The sequence below is a fragment of the Nocardioides sp. GCM10023255 genome, assembly GCF_042653125.1.
GTDB lineage: Bacteria > Actinomycetota > Actinomycetes > Propionibacteriales > Nocardioidaceae > Nocardioides.
This window is the reverse complement of sequence record NZ_JBHSHU010000007.1, coordinates 150,779-170,104: the sequence shown is the minus strand read 5'-3', so window position 1 is coordinate 170,104 and position 19,326 is coordinate 150,779. Positions and strand designations below refer to the sequence as shown.

Annotated in this window: 18 protein-coding genes; 9 read left to right on the top strand and 9 right to left on the bottom strand. The window is 73.3% G+C overall.

Annotated features, from left to right (window positions below):
* Positions 1-32: 32 nt before the first annotated feature.
* The 3 genes from ACFO9I_RS13005 to ACFO9I_RS12995 are packed head-to-tail and all read right to left on the bottom strand — an operon-like array spanning position 33 to position 3,157.
* A complete protein-coding gene (locus ACFO9I_RS13005; protein WP_379181462.1) occupies positions 33-1,268 on the bottom strand; it encodes an NAD(P)/FAD-dependent oxidoreductase in 1,236 nt (411 codons plus the stop codon).
* Complete coding sequence (locus ACFO9I_RS13000) at positions 1,265-2,530, bottom strand: flavin-containing monooxygenase (RefSeq protein ID WP_379181460.1); 1,266 nt, start codon at positions 2,528-2,530, stop codon at positions 1,265-1,267. Before ACFO9I_RS13000 ends, ACFO9I_RS13005 begins: the two co-directional genes overlap by 4 nt.
* 57 nt (positions 2,531-2,587) lie before the next feature.
* A complete protein-coding gene (locus ACFO9I_RS12995; protein ID WP_379181458.1) occupies positions 2,588-3,157 on the bottom strand; it encodes an OsmC family protein in 570 nt (189 codons plus the stop codon).
* A 129-nt stretch (positions 3,158-3,286) separates the two neighbouring features.
* Here ACFO9I_RS12995 and ligD point away from each other — a divergent pair, with 129 nt between their 5' ends.
* From ligD to ACFO9I_RS12975, 4 genes are all read left to right on the top strand, one after another.
* Positions 3,287-4,216, top strand: coding sequence for a non-homologous end-joining DNA ligase (gene ligD / locus ACFO9I_RS12990; RefSeq protein ID WP_379181456.1), 930 nt, complete (start codon positions 3,287-3,289; stop codon positions 4,214-4,216).
* 331 nt (positions 4,217-4,547) lie between these two features.
* Complete coding sequence (locus ACFO9I_RS12985) at positions 4,548-5,075, top strand: S26 family signal peptidase (RefSeq protein ID WP_379181454.1); 528 nt, start codon at positions 4,548-4,550, stop codon at positions 5,073-5,075.
* Positions 5,076-5,131: 56 nt separating this feature from the next.
* The gene (locus ACFO9I_RS12980) at positions 5,132-5,833 is read left to right on the top strand and encodes a response regulator transcription factor (protein WP_379181452.1); all 702 of its coding nucleotides are present in this window, start codon (positions 5,132-5,134) and stop codon (positions 5,831-5,833) included.
* A complete protein-coding gene (locus tag ACFO9I_RS12975) occupies positions 5,826-7,037 on the top strand; it encodes a histidine kinase dimerization/phospho-acceptor domain-containing protein (RefSeq protein ID WP_379181450.1) in 1,212 nt (403 codons plus the stop codon). The genes ACFO9I_RS12980 and ACFO9I_RS12975 overlap by 8 nt, the downstream gene beginning before the upstream one ends.
* Positions 7,038-7,064: 27 nt before the next feature.
* Here the strand turns inward: ACFO9I_RS12975 and ACFO9I_RS12970 are convergent, their stop codons facing one another.
* Together ACFO9I_RS12970 and ACFO9I_RS12965 are read right to left on the bottom strand one after the other, a co-directional pair.
* Positions 7,065-7,748 carry a response regulator transcription factor gene (locus ACFO9I_RS12970; RefSeq protein ID WP_379181448.1) on the bottom strand — a complete coding sequence of 228 codons (684 nt, stop codon included), beginning with the start codon at positions 7,746-7,748 and terminating at the stop codon, positions 7,065-7,067.
* Complete coding sequence (locus ACFO9I_RS12965) at positions 7,745-9,217, bottom strand: sensor histidine kinase (protein WP_379181446.1); 1,473 nt, start codon at positions 9,215-9,217, stop codon at positions 7,745-7,747. Before ACFO9I_RS12965 ends, ACFO9I_RS12970 begins: the two co-directional genes overlap by 4 nt.
* Before the next feature lie 556 nt (positions 9,218-9,773).
* Between ACFO9I_RS12965 and ACFO9I_RS12960 the strand changes: the two genes are divergently transcribed.
* From ACFO9I_RS12960 to ACFO9I_RS12950, 3 genes are all read left to right on the top strand, one after another.
* Entirely contained in the window at positions 9,774-10,487 is a 714-nt protein-coding gene (locus ACFO9I_RS12960) for a helix-turn-helix transcriptional regulator (protein ID WP_379181444.1), read from the top strand.
* Between the two features lie 54 nt (positions 10,488-10,541).
* The gene (locus ACFO9I_RS12955; RefSeq protein ID WP_379181442.1) at positions 10,542-11,339 is read left to right on the top strand and encodes an HAD-IIA family hydrolase; all 798 of its coding nucleotides are present in this window, start codon (positions 10,542-10,544) and stop codon (positions 11,337-11,339) included.
* Between the two features lie 86 nt (positions 11,340-11,425).
* Positions 11,426-12,454: a hypothetical protein gene (locus ACFO9I_RS12950; RefSeq protein ID WP_379181441.1), complete on the top strand. Its 1,029-nt coding sequence runs from the start codon at positions 11,426-11,428 to the stop codon at positions 12,452-12,454.
* Positions 12,455-12,470: 16 nt separating this feature from the next.
* Here the strand turns inward: ACFO9I_RS12950 and ACFO9I_RS12945 are convergent, their stop codons facing one another.
* On the bottom strand, positions 12,471-12,992 hold the full coding sequence (locus ACFO9I_RS12945) for a 2'-5' RNA ligase family protein (RefSeq protein WP_379181440.1): 522 nt from the start codon (positions 12,990-12,992) through the stop codon (positions 12,471-12,473).
* Between the two features lie 157 nt (positions 12,993-13,149).
* Here ACFO9I_RS12945 and ACFO9I_RS12940 point away from each other — a divergent pair, with 157 nt between their 5' ends.
* Together ACFO9I_RS12940 and ACFO9I_RS12935 are read left to right on the top strand one after the other, a co-directional pair.
* On the top strand, positions 13,150-15,354 hold the full coding sequence (locus ACFO9I_RS12940) for an MMPL family transporter (RefSeq protein ID WP_379181438.1): 2,205 nt from the start codon (positions 13,150-13,152) through the stop codon (positions 15,352-15,354).
* On the top strand, positions 15,351-16,499 hold the full coding sequence (locus ACFO9I_RS12935) for a DUF4185 domain-containing protein (protein WP_379181436.1): 1,149 nt from the start codon (positions 15,351-15,353) through the stop codon (positions 16,497-16,499). The genes ACFO9I_RS12940 and ACFO9I_RS12935 overlap by 4 nt, the downstream gene beginning before the upstream one ends.
* Before the next feature lie 163 nt (positions 16,500-16,662).
* Here ACFO9I_RS12935 and ACFO9I_RS12930 read toward each other — a convergent pair whose 3' ends face one another.
* The 3 genes from ACFO9I_RS12930 to ACFO9I_RS12920 all read right to left on the bottom strand — a co-directional run bounded on the left by ACFO9I_RS12930 (position 16,663) and on the right by ACFO9I_RS12920 (position 19,317).
* Positions 16,663-17,001 (bottom strand): hypothetical protein, encoded by a 339-nt coding sequence (locus ACFO9I_RS12930; protein WP_379181434.1) that lies wholly within the window; start codon positions 16,999-17,001, stop codon positions 16,663-16,665.
* Positions 17,002-17,234: 233 nt separating this feature from the next.
* Positions 17,235-18,161 (bottom strand): hypothetical protein, encoded by a 927-nt coding sequence (locus ACFO9I_RS12925; RefSeq protein WP_379181432.1) that lies wholly within the window; start codon positions 18,159-18,161, stop codon positions 17,235-17,237.
* A 178-nt stretch (positions 18,162-18,339) separates the two neighbouring features.
* A complete protein-coding gene (locus ACFO9I_RS12920) occupies positions 18,340-19,317 on the bottom strand; it encodes a zinc-binding dehydrogenase (RefSeq protein WP_379181430.1) in 978 nt (325 codons plus the stop codon).
* Positions 19,318-19,326: the final 9 nt, after the last annotated feature.

Sequence of the window (19,326 nt, the reverse complement as noted above, 5' to 3'; positions counted from 1 at the left end):
CTGACCTTGGTCCGTCCGGGTCGGTCCCAAGGCTAGCCGACGAGGCCGCCCGCGACCTCGCGTCGCGGAGCCGTCGGCAGGGACGCGAGCAGCTCGACCTCGTCGGTCATCGCCGCGCTCATCCGGCGAAGCAGCGGCTGCACGCCCGCGCCGTCCCAGTGGTAGGAGGAGATCTCGTCGGCGACCTCGAAGAGCCGGTGGGAGACCGCGTCGCGGCGGCGGTGGTACTCCCCGAGAGCCGCCCGCTCCGAACGGCCGCCGCCGAGGACCTCGAGGAGCGCGCGGGCCGCGAGCTCGGCGTCGCGCAGCGCGTCGGTCATCCCGTGCGTGCTGATCGGGTCCTTGAAGTACCCCGCGTCGCCCACCAGCGCCCAGCCCGGCCCCCACGGCTGCCGCAGGTGGCCGGGCGCGCCCGCCCAGCCGTGGAGCCGGCCCACGCGACGGGCGTCGCCGAGCCGCTCGACCTGGTCCGGCGCGGCCAGGCGGAACGTCGCCAGGAAGCCGGCGTCGTCGCGCTCGCCCAGGCGCAGCGTCCGCAGGCGCTCGGGGGTGGTGGCGGCGAAGACGCAGTGCAGCCCGTCGCCGGTGGGGATGAAGCCGGCCCCGGCGCCGTCCCCGTAGGCCCACTCGTAGCCCGCCGCGTCGAGACCCTCGACGTAGGCGTAGCGGACCGCGCTCGCGTGCCGGCCCCGCCGCAGCACGGCCGAGCCGGCCGCGTCCGCGACGACCGAGCGGATGCCGTCGGCGCCGACCACGTGCCGCGCACGCACCGCCGACTCCCGGCCGCTGCGGTCGACCGCACGGACACCGGCCACCCGGCCGGACCCGTCCCGCAGCAGCCCCGTCACCCGCACGCCGTGACGGACCTCGGCGCCGCTCTCGAGGGCGGCGTCGACCAGCACGCGGTCGAGCAGGTGGCGCCGCGGGGCGTACAACGCCTCGACCCCCTCGCTCGGGCGGATCGTGACGTGCACCGGCTCGAGCCCGACGGAGCGGAAGGTGGTGCTCCGCACCGCGGGGGTGCCCGCCTCGACGATCCGGTCCAGCAGCCCCCAGCGGGACAGCTGCAGCACCCCGGCCCGCATCAGGCCGTGGGTCGAGAGCGTGTCGGAGCCGTACGCCGACCGGTCGAGCACCAGCACCCGCGCGCCGGCGCGGGCCAGCAGCATCGCCGTCGAGGCGCCGGCCACCCGGGCGCCGACCACGACCACGTCGTACGCCGCGTCGTACGCCGCGTCGTACGCCCGGCCGCGCCCCGGGGTGCTCACCGGAGCTCCAGGGCCCGCAGGGCGGCCGTGTCGTCGGCGCACAGATGGGCGACCACGTCACGCGCGTCGTGGCGGGCGCCGTCGACGGTGGCCGAGTCGCGGCGGTGCTGGAAGCGCTGGCCGACCACGTAGAGCCCCGGCGCCGGCGTGACGCCGCGCACCTGACGGATCCTGCCCCCGGGCCCGGTCACCGGCACCCGCAGCCAGGGGTGGTGGGGCGCGTAGCCGGTGGCCAGCACCACGCTGCCGATGCCCTCCGCGCGCAGGTCGAGCGCGGTCCGGGCGTCGGCGACGCGGGTCTGCCCGGGCCGGTCCGGGGCGTCGATCTCCGCCGTCAGGTGGTGCAGCGAGGCGTGGTGGTCCACCAGGTCGAGGAACCGCGTCAGCCGCGCGTCCGAGTCCCTGGCGCTGGCACCGAGGTCGTCGGCGAAGGTGACCCGCGAGCCCTCGACCCCCAGCAGCCGGCCGGTCACCTCGACCCCGACGTGCTGCAGCGTGTCCAGGGAGACGTCGGCGCCGCGCGGGTCCCGGGGCTCGCGCCCCGCGAGCTGGAACGACGGCTCGTGCCGGGCGGGACCGGGCAGCGTGTCGACGGTGCGCGCGAGGCGCCCGGTCCGTTCCAGCCACCAGTGGACGTCCATCCCGCGGTAGCGGCGCGGCATCCGGGTGTGCCGACCGACGGCCAGCACCACCCGGCGCCCGGCCCGGGCCAGCTCGTCGGCGATCTGGGTGCCGGACGCGGAGGCGCCGACGACCAGGACGCCGCCGTCGGGGAGGAGCCCGGGGCTGCGGTAGCGCAGCGGGCTCAGGACCTCCAGGTCCCGGGGGAGGGCGTGGGCCGCGGCCGGGAGCTGGGGGCGCCCGGTCGGCCCGGTGGCCACCACGACGTGACGCGCCAGCCAGGTCGCGCCGTCGGCGACGACGCGGTAGCCGTCGTCGTGCGCCGAGACCTCGAGCACCTCGCGGCCGAGCTCGAGCGGGGCGGCCGACTCCGCGGCGTACCGCTCGAGGTGGCCGACCAGCTCGGAGACCGGCATGAAGCCCTCCTGGCCGGGCCCGCGGTAGCTCCACCCGGGGAGGCGGGTCATCCACCGCGGCGTCAGCAGGTGCAACGAGTCCCAGCGCTCGCTGCGCCAGGCCTCCGCGACACGGCCGCGGTCCACGACCACGTGGTCGCGGCCGGCGCGGCCGAGCAGGTGGCTCACCGCCAGGCCGGCGTGGCCGGCGCCGATGACGACGGTGTCGACGTTTCGGGTGCTCATGGTTCTTCCTTCCGGGGAGTCGGCCCGGCGCACGGTGCGCGCCGGGCCGACGGGCGTTCAGCCGGTGACGACCTCGACGTGGACGGGCGTGGGGTTGGTCAGCGCGTCGTAGACGGCCGAGCGGCGGCGCGACTGCTCGACGATCTCGCGCAGCGTCGCGTCGTCGGCGTCACCCTCGACGTGGAAGGTGACCTTGATCTGCTCGTAGCCGTTGCGCACCGAGTCCGACAGCCCGAGGATCCCGAGCAGGTCGATGTCGCCCTCGACGCGGGAGCTCACGTGGGTCAGGGTCACGCCCCGGGCCGCGGCCACGTTGGCGATGCCGGAGGTGAGGCAGCCGGCGATCGCGTGCAGCAGGTACTCCACGGGGGTGGGGGCGTGGTCGGCGCCGACGAGCACCTGCGGGTGGTCGCTCTCGACGACCGTGACCTGCCGGTGCTCCATCTCCTGCATGGCGCCGAAGAAGTCGGAGTACTCCGACCGGCTGTGCGTGCCGCCCTGCCAGCTGTTGCGGGCCCGGAACTGGAACCGGGCGATGGCCGGGTTCTCCTTCACCGCGTCGAGCGTCGCGAACAGGGTGGCGACGTCGACTCCGTTGCGGGACTGGGGCGAGGTGGTGACGGTCATGGGGATCTCCTCGGTCGTGGCGCCGGACTGTCCGGCGCCGGTTCGGTACGACCATGCGGGGCCCGCCTTCCCCCGGCCTTCCCGCTGCCTTCCCCGACGCGTCCCGGCTCCGGCGGCTAGGTTGTGCCCATGCCGGGTGAGGTCCTCGTCGACGTCGAAGGACGCACGCTGAGGATCAGCAACCTCGACAAGGTGCTCTACCCCCGCACCGGCACCACCAAGGGCGAGGTGCTCGACTACTACGCCCGGATCGCGCCGACGCTCCTGCCGCATCTGCGCGACCGGGCGGTGACCCGGATCCGCTGGCCGCACGGCGTCGAGGGGCCGAGCTTCTTCGAGAAGAACGCGCCGGCCGGCACGCCGTCGTGGGTGCGCACGGCCACCGTGCCCACCACGGGGTCGCGGCGCGCCTCGTCGGGCAGCCGCTCGGGCAGCCGCTCGGGCGGTGAGGACACCCTCACCTTCCCGATCGTCGACGACCTCGCCACCCTGACCTGGCTGGTCAACCTGGCCGCGCTCGAGCTGCACGTGCACCAGTGGACGGTGGGCCGCAACGGCCGCCCCCGCAACGCGGACCGGCTCGTGATCGACCTCGACCCGGGTGAGCCCGCGGGGCTGCACGAGTGCTGCACCGTGGCCCTGCTGGTGCGCGACAAGCTCGCCGAGCGCGACCTCCACGCCCGCCCGGTCACCAGCGGCAGCAAGGGCCTGCACCTGTACGCCGACCTGCCGCGACGGCTGCCGCCGGACGAGTCGACGGCGCTGGCGAAGGAGGTCGCCGAGGAGCTGCAGGGGGAGCAGCCGCGCCTGGTCACCGCCACCATGACCAAGGCCCGCCGGTCCGGGAAGGTCTTCCTCGACTGGTCGCAGAACGCCGGCTCCAAGACGACGATCGCGCCGTACTCCCTGCGCGGCCGGGAGCGGCCGTTCGTCGCGACCCCCGTGTCGTGGGCGGAGGTCGAGGCCGGGGCCGACGACCCGCTGGGCATCGAGCAGTTCCGGTACGACGAGGTGCTCGACCGCGTACAGGATCTGGGAGATCTCTTCAGCGGGGCCTGAGCCTGCCGATCGGGGGTGGGTGTTACCAAAAGGTGGACGTCCCGTGGATGTCGCGTTGATCGCGCGTGGGACGGCGACTCCTACCGTGGTGGAGGGCCACGGTCCTGGTCAGGCGGGGACCGGGGCGGGGTCCGCACCGCAACGGCACGCGCTGTACGAACACCCCGGGGGGCACGGGGGATCTGCATGGGGGGAATGGACGACACCGGAGGCAGCAGGGAGGGAGTGCCTCCGGTTCGTTCCCGACGGGGAGGTCGAGCCCGTCCGGCGCCCGGGGGGAGCGTCGGGCGGGCCGCCCCGCCCAGCAAGCGTTCTCGGGAAAGAGGCTCGGATGGAGATCGTCACCTCTCCGTGGCAGCCGGCCCCCTCACGGTGGAGCCGGCTCCTGGTCGTGCTCGGCATCTTCGCGCCGGTCACGCTGCTCGCGCTGCTCCCGATCGGCCTGGGCCTGGAGCGGTACGTCGTCTCCGGTGACGAGATGGCCCCGACGATCCAGCGGGGTGCCGTCCTGATCGAGCGCGACGTGCCCGTCAGCGACCTGCGGGCGGGGGACGTGATCACCTTCCACCCGCCCGGCCACGCGGGGCTCGAGGGGCCGGTGACCCGCAGGATCGTCAGGATCGAGGCCGGCCGGGCGCTCACCCGGGCGGACTCGCACCCCGCGACGGACCCCTGGACGGTGTCGCTGGACCGCCCGACGCAGCAGCGCGTCGTGGTCGCGGTGCCGTACGTCGGCTATGTCTACCTGGCGCTCGTGACGCCCGGCCCGGTCGCCGTGGCGGTGGCGACGCTGCTCGGCGCCGGCGGGCTCGCGGTGGCCACGGTGCTCGGCCGGCGGCGCCGGGCGGCGCGACCATGACGTCGGGGACGGGTATTGCCCTCGATCCGGGCGTCGCTGGCCCTATGCTCCTGCCCATGGCGCAACGGGTTCTGGTCGTGGAGGACGAGGAGGACATCGCCTTCCCCCTCGTCCGCACGCTGGAGCGGGAGGGGTACGACGTCACCTGGGTCGACAGCGGCCAGAGAGCGCTGGACGACCTGTTGTCGTCCTCGACCGACGTGATGATCCTCGATCTCGGGCTGCCCGACATCGACGGGCTGGAGGTCTGCCGCCGCGCCCGGGACGCCGGCTACGGCGGGGCGATCATGATCGTGACCGCGCGGGCCGGCGAGCTGGACCGCGTCGTGGGCCTCGACTACGGCGCCGACGACTACCTGGCCAAGCCGTTCGGCCTGGCCGAGCTGCAGGCGCGGGTGCGTGCGCTGCTGCGTCGCACCGCCTCGAACCCCGGCGTCGCGTCCGCGGTCGGCCCGCGGGACAGCGGCCTGCGCATCGACGTGGCCGGCCGCCGCGTCTACGCCGGCGAGGACGAGGTCTCGCTGACCGGCAAGGAGTTCGAGGTCCTCAACATCCTCGCCGCCAACCGCGACAAGGTGGTCTCCCGCGGCCGGCTGATGGCCGACGTGTGGGACGAGAACTGGTACGGCTCGACGAAGACGCTCGACGTGACGATCGGTCGGCTGCGCCAGAAGCTCGAGGGCGTCGGGGTGACGGAGCGGGTGGTGGCTGTTCGGGGCGTGGGATTCCGCCTCGAGGGCGGCCCCTCCGATGCGTAACCGCCTCACCGTCTCGTTCATCGTCCTCTCCATCCTGCTGCTGCTCGGCGCGGGCGTGGTGCGCGCCTTCGTGCTCCGCGACCTGATCCGGGAGCAGGAGAGCGCCCACCTGCAGCAGCAGTCGGTGCTGGTCTCACGGGTCCTCGAGGCCCGGCAGACCAGTGGCGGCACGATCGACCGGGACTTCCTGTCCAGCCTGGTCGCGCCCGACGGGCGGCTGGAGTACGTCCCTGCCTACGGGAGGTCGGTGGTGGTGCAGGGGGAGCGCTACGACGGCTCCGATGGCACCGACGGCGACCTCGCCGCCAGCACCACCCTCGACCAGGGCACGGTGACCATCCGGCAGTCCGCCGAGGTCGTCCGGGACGTCCTGGGCCGCGACCTCGGGTCGGTGCTCGTGCTCTTCCTGATGATCGCGGTGGTGGCGGGGGCGATCGGGTACGTCGTCTCCCGCGTCGTCTCGGCGCCCTTCCAGCAGCTCGCCGCGGCGGCGGCCGCGCTGGGTCGGGGCCGCTTCGACGTCGACGTGCCCCGCACCAGGATCCCCGAGGCGCGGGCCATCGGTCAGGCGCTGCGCACCAGTGCCGCCCAGCTGGAGGACCGGCTGCGCCGGGAGCGCGACTTCGCCGAGCACGCCTCCCACGTGCTGCGCACGCCGCTGACCGGGCTGCGCCTGGAGCTCGAGGAGCTCAGCCTCCGCGACGACGTGCCCGACGACGTACGCGCCTCCGCGGTGCGGGGGCTCGCCGGGGTCGACGAGATGAACGCCGTGGCCGGCGAGCTGGTGGAGCTCTCGCGCAGCGGCAGCCTGGTCGCGGGTGCCGAGATGCCACTGGTCGACCTGGCCACCCAGCTCGCGCAGCGCTGGGCCGACCGGCTCGCAGCGCGGGACCGGGTGCTGACGGCCTCGGCGGACGGCGACCTGTCGCTCACCTACACGCCCGGTCCCGTCGAGCACGTCCTCGACCTGGTTCTCACCGACGTCGTACGCCGCGGCACCGGCGCCGTCCGCATCGTGTTCTGGGGCCTGGAGGGCGGACACCTCCGGGTCAAGGTCTGCTCCGAGGGCCGGGTGGCGGACCCCGAGGCCGGGGCCGCGGGCCCGCGGCGCGACCAGGCCCGCGCCGTGGTCGAGGCGCTGGGCGGGCGGCTCAGCGGTGACGACCCGGCAGCGGGCCTCGAGGTGCTGCTGCCCCGCCGCTGACCGAAGGACGGGCAGCGGCGGGCGGGCTCAGGAGTCGGAGGGCCGCCAACCCGCCTCGTGGGCCAGGCCGACCGCGGCCAGCTGCGACGAGACCTCGAGCTTGGCCAGGATCGACTTCACCTGGGTGCGCACGGTCGCCTCGGAGACCACGTTGAGGCGGGCGATCTCGCGCACCTGGTGGCCCTGCATCAGCTGCCGCAGCACCTCGCGCTCCCGCGGCGTGAGGTCCTCGAGGCGGCGGCGCGCCTCGTGGTTCTCCACCCGGTTCTGGTGCCACTCCGCGATCAGCTCCTCGCGCTCGAGCCGGTCCATCACCGGGAAGCCGTCGTTGAGGCGGCGAACCGTGGCGAGGATGTCGTTGAGCGGCGAGGTCTTGGTCAGCACCGTGCGGGCGCCGTAGCGCAGGCACTCGCCCCAGCGGGTGCGCTCCACCGAACCGGTCACGACCACGACCGCGATGCCGGCCTTGGCGAGCGGCTCGATGAGCCGGACGCCGTTGCCGTGCGGACCGAGGTCGAGGTCCAGCAGCACGATCCGCGGCTGTGCCCGGAGCACGGCCGCGAGCACGGCCCCCAGCGAGCTGGGGCGGTCGGGCAGCGGGACCCGGCGGACCTGGTAGCCCTCCATGCCCAGTGCGATCTCCAGCGACTCCGCGAACAGCAGGTGGTCCTCGACCAGGGCCACGCGGGTGGTGCCTCGGGGATTTCTCATGGCATTCCCGGGGAGCTCGTCGGAATGGTGAGGACGAAGGTCGCGCCCCCCAGGCGGCCCTCGTTCTCAAGTCTCAGGTTGCCGCCCTGCTCCAGCATCAGACGCTTGGCGAGCTGCAGCCCGATGCCCTGACCGGGCGAGCTCGCGCTGCGTGCACCCCAGGCGAAGAGCGAGGCTCGCAGCGTCTCCGGGACCCCCGGCCCGTCGTCGGACACCGAGATCTCGACCGCGCCGCCGCGGCGGGCGGAGGTCACCTCGACGTGCGACTCCGGCGCGTGCCGGGCGGCGTTGCTGAGCAGGATGTGGATGACCTCGGCGAGGTCGTCGGGCCGGCCGAGCACCTGCTGGGCCGACGGCCGCAGGACCACGTCGACACCGAGCGTCTGCTGGGTCTCCACCAGCGGCAGGAGCAGCTCGTCCAGGCAGATGTCCTCGACGGGCTGCTGGCCACGCTTGGTGAGCATCCGCTCCAGCCGGGTCATCTCCGAGTCCAGCAGTGACTCCAGGCGCTGCCGCTGGCTGCCCGTGGGCCCGCCGTTCTGGATGAGCAGCCGCGAGGCCATGGCGACCCCGGCGACGGTGGCGTGCAGCTCGTGCAGCTTCTCCTGGCCGTGGCGCACGCTGACCTCGGCGGTCGCGGCGCGATGGGCGAGGCTGACCAGCCGACGCGAGTTGTCGCCGATCGTCTGGCGCAGCATCGCGGCGGCGGCGCCGCACAGCAGCACCGTGCCGAAGAGTGCCCACGCGACGGCCAGCGGCGACGGCGAGCCGTGCTCCTGCCCGGTCGCGACCACCCGGCTGGCCAGCAGGCACAGCAGGCCGGCGACGACCCGGGTGCGGACCCAGCCGGGCAGCGTCTCGGTGCGGGCCAGGACGGCCGCGACGGCCACCGTGAGCACCACGCCCACGGAGACGATGGCGGCCGTGGCCGGTGCGGAGAGGGTGAGGGTCGGGTCGGCCCCGGTGTCGACGAGGACCAGGCGTGCGGTGGCGGCGAGGCCGCCGAGCAGCAGGCCCACCACGAGCGGGTTCCAGGCCGGGAGCGGTGCGCCCCGGGCCGCCAGGACGGCCAGGGTCAGCAGCACGAGCGCGGACGGCAGCTGTGTCACGCCCACCACGTACCCGTAGTGCCCCACGTCCGACCCCGCGACGGCGAGGAGCGCGAACGGCAGGTGCTGGGCGGCGACGTACGAGAGCGCCATCGCCATCCAGCCGGTGGCCGTGCGCCGGCTGATCCGCCAGTCGTACTGCAGGACGACCGCGCTGGCGAGGATCGCGAGCTGCATGAGCAGCAGGCTCATCACGCTGGCGGTCCGCAGCCTCAAGGTGGCCGAGCCCTCCATGGCCAGCACCAGGAGGTAGGGCTGCAGCAGCACGGCCGTGAGCAGCGCCGAGCTGCGCCAGGTCCAGCCGCCGGACGCGGGCAGGCCCCAGGGCACCTGGGAGAGCTTGGTCGTGATGCGTGTCAAAGGTCGCTGCTCGGTCCCCCCCGCCCGCACGCTTGCCGCCTCCCGAGCGACGAATCCCACCTGCGGCGGTCGCGTTTCAAACGTGATTCCCGCCATGTGCATCACGCTACGATGCGAATTCGGTACCCGTCCCTCGTTTTGGCGACGGATACCGCGAATTGATGAAGTGTTGCGTGTCCCTTGAAGAACCTGCAGAAAGTCCTCCTTGTGAGCGGCCCACCAGCCGTTCCGCGGTGTCGCCCTCCTGGGGCCGCTGGGCGACTCCGACGAGGGACGTCTCGACGACTCCGTGACCGTCGCGACCGATCCGAGAAGCACCGCTGGTGAGCCACTCGATCGAGTGGGGGGACTCGACCTCTCTACTGTCCGCCCGGGGCTCGAATTCAACCATCCCCAAATGTGGGGGACTACCCCGAGCGAGCCGTCAGGGCGCCGGGGCGGCGCGCCAGCATGAGGTATTCGTTTCGGACAAGGGGACAGCTTGTGCCAGCACCAACACCACGTGCTCACCCTCACACGTGGCCAAGGTCGGGAGACCGAACCTCAGGGGCCTCTCATGATGGCCGTGCCGAGTCCCGGGCCTGAGCCGCGGCGGACCCCGGTCGGGCTCTTCGCAGACCAGTACCTCGTCGGTCAGGCCGTCCGCACCGCGCTCTCCACCCGGGGGTTCCCCGTCGCCAACTACCGCTGGCCGGCCGGCCCGCGGCAGGTCCGCGAGGCCGCCCACCACATGCTCCAGATCGAGGCGGTCGTCGGCGTCCTGCTCTGCGACCTCGACCGTCCCGAGCGGCTGGTCGAGGTCGGCGCCCTGGTCAGCTCGGCGCCCTCGGTCCGGTGGCTGCTGCTCACCAACGCCCCCGAGAGCCCGCGCTGGGGCGCGGTGCTGACCCGCGGCATCATCGCGGTGATGCCGACCTCGACGGGGCTCGACGACCTCGTCGTCGCCGTCACCGCCGCTGCCGCGGGCGGCTCGGTGATGGACGAGACCGTGCGGCGCCGGCTGGTGCGGGAGTGGCGCCTGGTCGAGGACGAGGAACGCCGCCTCGTGGCGCGGATGGAGTCCCTGACGGCCCGGGAGATGAACGTGCTCTCCCTGCTGTACGACGGGCGGTCGGTGCGCGGCATCGCCGAGCTCGCGGGCGTGTCCGAGGCGACGGTGCGCAGCCAGGTCAAGGCGGTGCTGCGCAAGCTCGAGGTCAACTCCCAGCTGGCGGCCGTGGCGGCCTACCGGCGGGCGAAGGACGTGACCCGCGTCCGCCACGGCGCCTGACCACCGATCCAGGCTGACCGGACGCCCCGGCGGCGGCTCCACCACAATGGGGCCATGACGACGACCCGCGAGGTCCACACCTGGCTCACCGACATGGACGGCGTGCTCGTGCACGAGGACGTGCCGATCCCGGGCGCCCAGGAGTTCATCGAGGCGCTGAAGGAGTCCGGGCTGCGCTTCCTGGTCCTCACCAACAACTCGATCTTCACCCCGCGGGACCTGCGCGCGCGGCTGCTCGGGAGCGGCATCGACGTGCCCGAGGAGGCGATCTGGACCTCGGCCCTGGCCACCGCCCAGTTCCTGGCCGAGCAGCGGCCGCACGGCACGGCGTACGTCGTGGGGGAGGCGGGGCTCACGACCGCGCTGCACGACATCGGCTACGTGATGACCGACCGCGAGCCCGACTACGTGGTGCTCGGGGAGACCCGGACCTACTCCTTCGAGGCGATCACCCGGGCGATCCGGCTGATCGAGGGCGGGGCGCGCTTCATCGCGACCAACCCGGACCCGAGCGGTCCCAGCATCCAGGGCACGCTGCCGGCGACCGGCTCGGTGGCGGCGCTGATCTCCACCGCCACCGGGCGCAAGCCCTACTTCATCGGCAAGCCGAACCCACTGATGATGCGCAGCGCCCTCAACCAGCTCGACGCCCACTCGGAGACCACCGTGATGGTCGGCGACCGGATGGACACCGACATCATCAGCGGCCTCGAGGCGGGACTGCGGACCGTGCTGGTCACCACGGGCTCGACCCGGCCCGACCAGGTGGAGACCTTCCCCTACCGGCCGACCCGCGTCGTCGACTCGATCGCCGACCTCGTCCAGCTGGTGGGGAAGGACCCCCAGGAGTGAGCGCCGTCCGGTGGTCCGGGGGCAGGCAGGGCTGACGGGGACCTTGGTCCCTGTCAGGCACCGTGACCCGGGCGCAGGCTCGAAGGGTGTCCAGGAAGCGTCTGGCGCGGGCGGTCGTGGTGGTCGCCGCGCTCGTCGGGCTGGCCGCGATCGCGAGCCAGGTCCCGGCCCAGGCCGTGCGTGCGCCGGTCGACCCGTCCTCGCTCGCCCGTGGGGCCGACATCGGCATCCCCTACGTCCGGCACCACGTCATCCACGACGGCGACGTCCGGGTCGAGGTGCCCCGTCGGCACTACACCGACCTGTGGGCCACGGCGAGGGGCTACCTGCTGGAGGACGCTGCCCGCCGGCTGGTGCACATCAGCCACGGCGGTGACGTCCGGCGGCTGGCGCGGCACGTCCACACCGTCGCGGTCTCCGCGGACGGTCGCCGGGTCGCGTGGGGGACCTACGAGGACCCCGACTTCGGTCCTCCGGTGCACATCACGGTCGCCGACCCGGACCACCGCCACGTCGTCGCCCGGCGTACCTTCCACCGCGTCCTGTACGTCGGCGCCGTGACGCAGGGCCGGGCCCTGCTCGCGACCTCGTGGGCCGCACCGCGGGCGGCGACCTGGTGGTGGCACCTCCGGGGCGACCGGCTCTCCCGCCTGGTCGGCCAGGCCTCGCTGGGCGCCGACGTGCGGCACGACCGGGCCGTGTTCTCCGTGGGCGACCCCGACGCCTTCTGCAACCGGGTCGCGCCGCTCTCCCACCCGCGCCGGACCCTGTGGCACAGCTGCCGGTCCATCGTGAAGGCGTGGTCGCCGAACGGCCGCCGGGCGATCGCGACGCGCACCTACTTCGACGACACCGGCACGGACTTCTGGGCCGTGGTGAACGGCACCACCGGCCGACGGGTCGCCCGGGTGACCGGCCGCCTGGACTGGAACGCCGCGTGGGAGGACAACCGCCACTTCCTGACCTCGGCGATGGGCGAGGACGGCATGGCGGCGGTCGTCCGCTGCAACGTCCACGGCAGGTGCGAGCGGGCCACCCGGCTGTGGGACACCGGCTGGACCGGGTGGCCGCCCTACTACGTGGCACCACCGGTGCTGCTGGCCCACGACCGGTGACGCCGGACGGCCCCCGCTAGGGCATCGCGTCGAGGGGCCAGGTCCGCCCGGTCGCGCTGTCGACGAGCGCGGCGCGGTCGGCGTGCAGCGCCAGGGGCAGGGTGTCGGCGATCATCCGCACCACCGTCGCCATCGCGGCGCCCTGCGCCCGGGTCGCGACCGAGACGTGCGGGACCCACCAGCCGGGCCGGTAGTTGTGGTGCAGGTCGCCGCAGCCGGCGACCCGCTCCACCACCGCCTGCTGGCGGGCGGCGAGGCCGGCGGTGACCGCCGGCGCCAGGGCGGCCCGGCCGCGCGGGAAGGTCAGCGTCCCGTGGCAGTGCAGCGTCACCGGCCCGCCGTCCGGTAGGCCGGCCAGCGCCGTCTGCACGCTCGCGAGGTCCCAGGAGCGGAGCACGGCGTACGAGAGGTGCGGCAGGTGCCGGCCGTGCGTGTGCGAGGCCAGGGTGCGGACGCCCTGCTCCTCCAGGCGTGCCCACAGGTCGCGCACCAGCCGGTCCGAGCGGCGGTCGAGGAGCAGGCAGACGGCGAGGGCCACGCACCCAGCGTCCCGAACTCGGGGGAGTCCGTCGAGGGTCGGAGGGTGCACCCGGGCCGGTGCGGGCGGCCCTCGAATTTGGGCATGCACCCGTCGCCCGGGCCGACCTACGGTGAGAAGCGATGCCGGTCGGGGGATGACCCGGAGGGACCTCGACATGAACGCGCTCCTGGAGCGGCTGGGCAGGTTCGCGAGCAGGCACCGGTGGTGGGTCGTGGGGGTGTGGCTGCTCCTGCTGGTGGGGCTGACCCTCGCCAACCGGGCGGCGGCCGGCAACTTCGTCAACGACTACACGGTCCCGGGGAGCCAGTCGTCCAACGGCCTCGACGTGCTGAGGAAGGACTTCTCGTCGGCCAGCGGGTACTCCGGCCAGATCGTGTTCCACGCCGAGCAGGGGACGGTCGAGGACCAGTCGAAGGCGGTCTCGACGACGATGAAGAACGTCGGCGGGCTCGACCACGTGATCAGCGCGACCGACCCGTTGACGGCGCAGGGCACCCCCGCGGTGTCCAAGGACGGCACCATCGCCTACGGCACCGCCTCGTGGGACGTCGTCCCGGCCTCGCTCGACCAGGACTACCTCGACGAGCTGGACAAGGCCGTCGAGCCGGCGCGCTCGGCGGGGCTGGTCGTGGACTACGGCGGCGGCGCCGGACAGATTGGGCAGGCGCCCGACGACGCGGTCTCCGAGCTGATCGGCCTGGGCTCGGCGCTGGTGCTGCTGCTGATCATGTTCGGCTCGATCGTCGCCGCGCTGATCCCCCTGGTGGGAGCCGTCTTCAGCGTCGGCACCGGGCTGGCCCTGGTCGGGCTGGTGGCGGCCGCCATCAACTTGCCGACGACGGCTCCGACCGTCGCGACGCTGCTCGGCCTCGGCGTCGCCGTCGACTACGGGCTGTTCCTGGTGGCCCGGCACCGCGAGCAGCTCGACCACGGCATGGACCTCGACGAATCGATCGGCCGGACGACCGCCACGTCCGGCGCCGCCGTGGTCGTCGCCGGCAGCACCGTGGTGGTCGCCATCCTCGGGCTCTACGTCTCCTCGGTCCCGTTCGTGGGGGCGCTGGGCCTGGCCTCGGCCATCGTCGTGGCGGTCACCATGCTCTCCGCGCTGACGCTGGTGCCCGCGTTCCTGGCGCTGGCCCGCAACCGGGTCCGCTCGCGCAGCGACCGCGCCGATCTCCGGGCCCACGTGGCCAACGCCGACCACACCCACGAGAACAGCGCCTTCGCCCGTTGGGGCCGCAAGGTCAGCGACAAGCCGTGGCCGTGGGCGGTGGGCAGCGTGCTGCTCCTGCTGGTGCTCGCGATCCCGGTGCTCTCGCTGCGCCTCGGCCAGCTCGACGCCGGCTCCGACCCGACGTCGCAGAGCGACCGGCGCGCCTACGACCTGATCTCGCAGGGTTTCGGGGACGGCGCCAACGGCCCGCTCACGGTCGTGCTGAAGCTGCCCCAGGGCTCGCAGCAGCAGACGCAGGACTTCCTGAGCTCGGCGCAGAAGAAGCTCGCCAAGACCTCCGGCGTCGCCTCCGCCGGTGCACCCACCACCAACCCCGCCGGCACGGTGGCGGTCATCAACCTGGTGCCGACGACCGCCCCCGACGACGCGAAGACCAGCGACCTGGTCGACGACCTCAAGGACACCGTGCTGCCGGGGCTCGGCGCGGACGCGTCGTACGTCGTGGGCACCACCGCGGGCTACGTCGACTTCACCGAGAAGGTCGGGCAGCGGATGATCTGGCTGATCCTCGCCGTGGTGCTGCTCTCGCTGGTGCTGCTCACGATCGCCTTCCGGTCCCTGGTGATCTCGGTGAAGGCGGCGATCCTGAACCTGCTCTCGGTCGGTGCGGCGTACGGCGTCGTGGTCGCGGTGTTCCAGTGGGGCTGGGGCTCCCAGCTGCTCGGGATCGACCAGGACCTGCCGATCCCGGCGTTCGTGCCGATGCTGATGTTCGCGATCGTGTTCGGCCTCTCGATGGACTACGAGGTGTTCCTGCTCTCCCGGGTGCGGGAGGCCTGGCACCAGACCGGCGACGCGCACCGGGCCGTGGCGATCGGCATCGGCAGCACGGCCCGGGTGATCACGACGGCCGCGGCCATCATGGTCGTGGTGTTCAGCAGCTTCGTCCTCGACACCGACCCGACGATCAAGATGCTGGCGGTCGGCATGGCGGTCGCGGTGCTCATCGACGCCAGCGTGGTGCGGATGGTGCTCGTGCCGGCGCTGATGTCGATCCTGGGCGCGCGCGCGTGGTGGCTGCCGCGCTGGCTGGACCGGGTCATCCCCGACCTCCAGCTCGAGGGCAGCGTCGAGCCCGTCGTCGCCGCGCCCGAGCCGGCGGTGCCGTCCCGGCGCCCGTGAGCAGGCACGGGCGTCGGGCTCTCGGGGCGGTCGCCGGCCTGGTGCTGGTGGCCGCGTGCACGGGCTCCGGCGGCGACCGGCCGCCGCCGTCCGGGAGTGCCGCCGCCGTCCGTCTCGCACCGGCCTGCCCCGCGCCTCCCGCGCAGGTGCACGAGCCGACCGTGGACGAGCTCAACAAGCTCGGCAGGAGGCTGGACCTGCCGGCCTGGCAGGCCGGGGACATCGGTGCCACGGGCATGCTGCACGACCGCCGTCTCGTGTGGCTCTTCGGCGACACCGTGCGCGCCGACCCGCTGGAGCCCCCGATCGTGGCCAACTCCATGCTGGTCACGTCGGGACGCTGCGTCTCCCAGCTGCTCGACGCGCAGCGGGGACCGGTCATCCCCGATGTGGCGCCGGACGTCGTGCGCTGGCCGATGTCGGTGGCGGTCGCCCGCCGGGACGGTCACGACGTCGTGGTGGTCCTGTGCTCGCGCATCGACCGCGGGCACAGCGGCTCCTTCGGGTTCACGTTCCTGGGGACGGACGCGGCGGTCTTCACCGTCGAGGACGGCGGCGTCCCGACCCTGCGGAAGGTCGTCCGGATCACGCCGGACTCGCGCGACGAGCAGCAGGTCAACTGGGGAGCGGCGGCGGACGTGCACGGTGGCTGGTACTACGTCTACGGCACCCGGCTGACGGGCCGGCCGTACGACTTCGGCCGGGAGCTGTACGCCGCCCGCGCCCCGGCCGACGACCCCGGGGACCGGAGCCGGTGGGAGTTCTGGGACGGGCGCCGGTGGCAGCCCCGTCGGCAGCACGCTGCTGCGGTGCTGCCGAGCCGGGGCGGTGTCTCGCAGACCCTCTCGGTCGACAGCGTCGGCGACCACTTCGTGGCGGTCTCCAAGCGCGACGGGGACATCAGCGACTTCGTCTACAAGTGGACCGCGCCGCATGCGTGGGGACCGTGGACGCCGGTCGAGGAGCTGAAGGCACCGGGCGGGTTCGACACCGGGAACCTCGAGTACGCCCCGCTCGCGCACCCCGAGATCCCGCTGCGGTCGGGACGGTTGCTGGTGTCCATCTCGCGCAACACCACCGACCTCGAGCGACTGTTCCAGCACCCGCAGGTCGGTCGCCCGGAGTTCGTCGAGCTCCCTCGTTGAGGCGCGCGGACGGCCCCCTCCTGATGCTCAAGGATCCGCTCGAAATGCGGTCCGAGCAGCCCCGGGCCGCCCGCCCCATGTAACGCGGTGTCCACGCGTCCAGTGCGGTGTTGCAGCACCGCACCAGCGACGTGGACACCGCGTTACAGCAGCGGCGGGACGATCAGCTCTGGACGAGCGTCGAACCGGTCTCCGTAGCGCCGCCGGTGCCCTGCCAGATGATCTTGGCGGTGTACCAGTTGCCATTGGTCGTGTTGTTGACCCAGATGCACTTCTTCGAGCCGTCGTCGCTGTAGTCGGTCACCGAGTTGCCGTTGATGGTGGCGGTGGCGCTGTAGCCGGCGACGAGGTTGGCGCACAGCTGGTCGATGCCGCCGCCCTCCCACGTGGCCCAGGCCTTGATGACGCCGTTGTGCGTGGCGTAGATCTTGTGGACCTCGGCAGCCTGGGCCGGTGCGGCCATCGCCGTCACCGCCGCGAGCGCGGCAGCTGCAGTCGTCACGCGAGCAAGAGTCTTCATGCGGGTTCATGCCTTCCGAGAAAATGTCCCGGCCCGCAGCGCCCATCGCGCCCGGTCCCGAGACTGGCGAGCACGCTAAGAGCCCGACGGCACCACCACAAGGCTGGTTGCAGGAAGATGCGGTCGCGATCACCGGCAGTGGTGGAGGATCGGCTGCGGCGACGTCGCCTCGCGGGAGGTAGTTCGGTGGTACGACGCTGCTGCAGTGCCGAGGGTCAGGGGGTCTGGTCGGAGACCACGTCGTGCCACGCCTGGCGCGACGGCTCGTCGAGCAGCCGGTAGTCCGACTTCCCGTCCCCGTTGGTGTCGAAGTAGCTCGCGAACAGGGCGCCCTCGTCCTTGAAGTAGCGCGAGACCTTGAGCAGCCACGCGGCCCGACCGGCGCCGGTCGTGTCGCCGCTGGCCAGCAGGCTGCCGAACTCGGCCATGCCCCAGGGCAGCCCGGCGTTGCGCGAGGTGGTGATGGCGCGGGAGTACAGGTTGGTCGGCTCGCCGTAGACCCCACGTTTCTCGCCGTGGTTGTAGCAGTCCCAGCCCAACACGTCGATGTCGCCGGGGGAGTAGTAGTTGGTCCAGGTGCGGCCCGACTCCGGGTTGACGGTGTAGCACATCAGGATCAGCGTGGCCCGCAGCTGCGGGTTGTTCGCCTGGCGGGCCAGGCCCGCGATCCGGGCCCACGCGGCGCGGTACGACGCCATGGTGAACGCGCCGCGCTGGATGTCGTCCTCGGGCTCGTGCATGTAGGACCAGTAGGTGACGTGGTCGGTCGGCGCGTTGCGGAACCAGCTCAGCAGCTGGCTGTCGGCGCTGCCGCTGAGCACGGTCGTCGGTGAGATCCGGAACGAGATGATCCCCACGTGGTCGGTGAGCTTGGCGTTGAACGTGGTCCAGGAGTCGGGGGCGTTGCCGTCGAAGTACCGGATCACGCCGAGGTGGCCGCCGTACCGCGACTCCGAGATCGCCAGCGCCTGCGGGAAGGTCTGCGTCCCCTGCGGCTTGACCACGTTGCCGAACGCGGTCGGGGCGGGCTCGAGGACGGCGGCGTTGCCTGGGCTCGTGCTCGTGGCGAGGAGCGCGGCCGCCACACCGGCCGCCGCGGCGAGCGTCGTGCGCCGGAGTCGGGGCATCTTGCGAGCGCTCATCGAGCTCCCCTGTCCTGGTCGTCGGCGCCACCGTGACGCCGGCACCAGTCCAGCGGAGGCGAGGCGTCGCGTCCTCGCCGAATTCGGTGGAATCGCAGGGCTTGGCGGGCACCGTCCCTGCATGCCCGTGCCCCGCCCCATGATGCGGCGGTAGGTGGCACCTAGGCCCGGGGATCGGTCAGGGCACGAGCTGGATCTTCCCGACGCGGCCGGGCTGGTCCTGCGCCTCGAGGGCGGCGCCGACCTCGTCGAAGCCGAAGGTGCCGCCGACGGGCAGCGCGACCTCGCCGGAAGCCACGCGCTCGACGACCTCGCGCAGGAGCGCGTTGCGGTGCTCCGGGGCCATCGCCTTGGAGACCGCGGAGCCCCAGAAGCCCTTGACGGTGGCCTGCTTGAAGATCACCGCGCCCGAGGGCACGAGCATGGTGCCGTCGTCCATCGCGCCGAAGGAGATGAGCGTGCCGCCCTCGGCGATCACCGAGAGCAGATCGGCGCTCGCGCTGCCGCCGACCGAGTCGACCGCGACGCGGATCGGGGCGTCGCCGGTGAGGGCGGCCACCCGCTCGCGCCAGTCGTCGCGGTCGGTCGAGACGACGCCGTCGATGCCGGCCTCGGCCAGCTCGGCCTCGCCCGCCGTACGACGAACGAGGGAGACCACCCGGATCCCGCGGGCCTTGGCGAACTGCGCCACGAGGCGGCCGACCGCGCCGTTGGAGGCGTTCTGGATCAGCCAGTCGCCGGTCTCGAGGCCGGCGAAGTCGAGGAGGGAGACGGCGCTGAAGGGCATCGCCACGAGCTGCGCGGCGGCCTCGTCGCCGATCGCGTCGGGCACCGGCAGCAGGCCGGCCGCGGGGGCGGCGACCTTCTCGGCCCAGGCGCCGAAGACGCCGCCGACGACCACGCGCTTGCCGACCTCGAGGTGCGTCACGCCCTCGCCGAGCTCCTCGACGACACCGAGCGCCTCGGTGCCCGACCCGGCGGGCAGCTCCGGCTTGAAGCCGTAGCTGCCGCGGATCGTCCACAGGTCGTGGTTGTGGATCGTCGCGCGGACCACCCGCACCAGCGCCTCACCGGCGCCGGGGGTGGGAGTGGGGACCTCGGTGACCTCCAGGACGGTGGCCGGGTCGCCGAAGGTGGCGTGCGTCAGGGCGCGCATCTCGCTCCT